1 protein-coding gene is annotated in these 363 nt (G+C 42.7%); it reads left to right on the forward strand.

Going from position 1 to position 363, the window contains the following annotated elements:
* Window positions 1-363 (forward strand): DNA translocase FtsK (locus tag SB658_RS22395; RefSeq protein WP_410602413.1); only part of this gene is annotated, 363 nt, incomplete at both ends.

The following is a 363-nucleotide window of genomic DNA, read 5'->3' on the forward strand; positions in this document are numbered from 1 at the left end:
GGCAGAGGGGACATGCTGTTTCTGCCAGTTGGTGCAAATAAACCTGTTCGTGTGCAGGGCGCCTTTTTATCAGATGAAGAAGTGGAGCATGTCGTTGATCATGTGATCACTCAGCAAAAAGCGCAATATCAAGAAGATATGATTCCACAAGATGTTCCTGATACGAAGCAGGAAGTAGAAGATGAATTATATGATGAAGCAGTTCAGCTTGTAGTGGAAATGCAAACAGCATCTGTTTCTATGTTGCAACGTAGGTTTAGAGTAGGTTATACGCGAGCTGCCCGTTTAAGTGATGCAATGGAAATGAATGGTGTAGTAGGTCCGTATGAAGGTAGTAAACCACGAGAAGTGCTCATTAATGAT

This window comes from Bacillus sp. SIMBA_008 (assembly GCF_046535495.1).
GTDB lineage: Bacteria > Bacillota > Bacilli > Bacillales > Bacillaceae > Bacillus > Bacillus subtilis.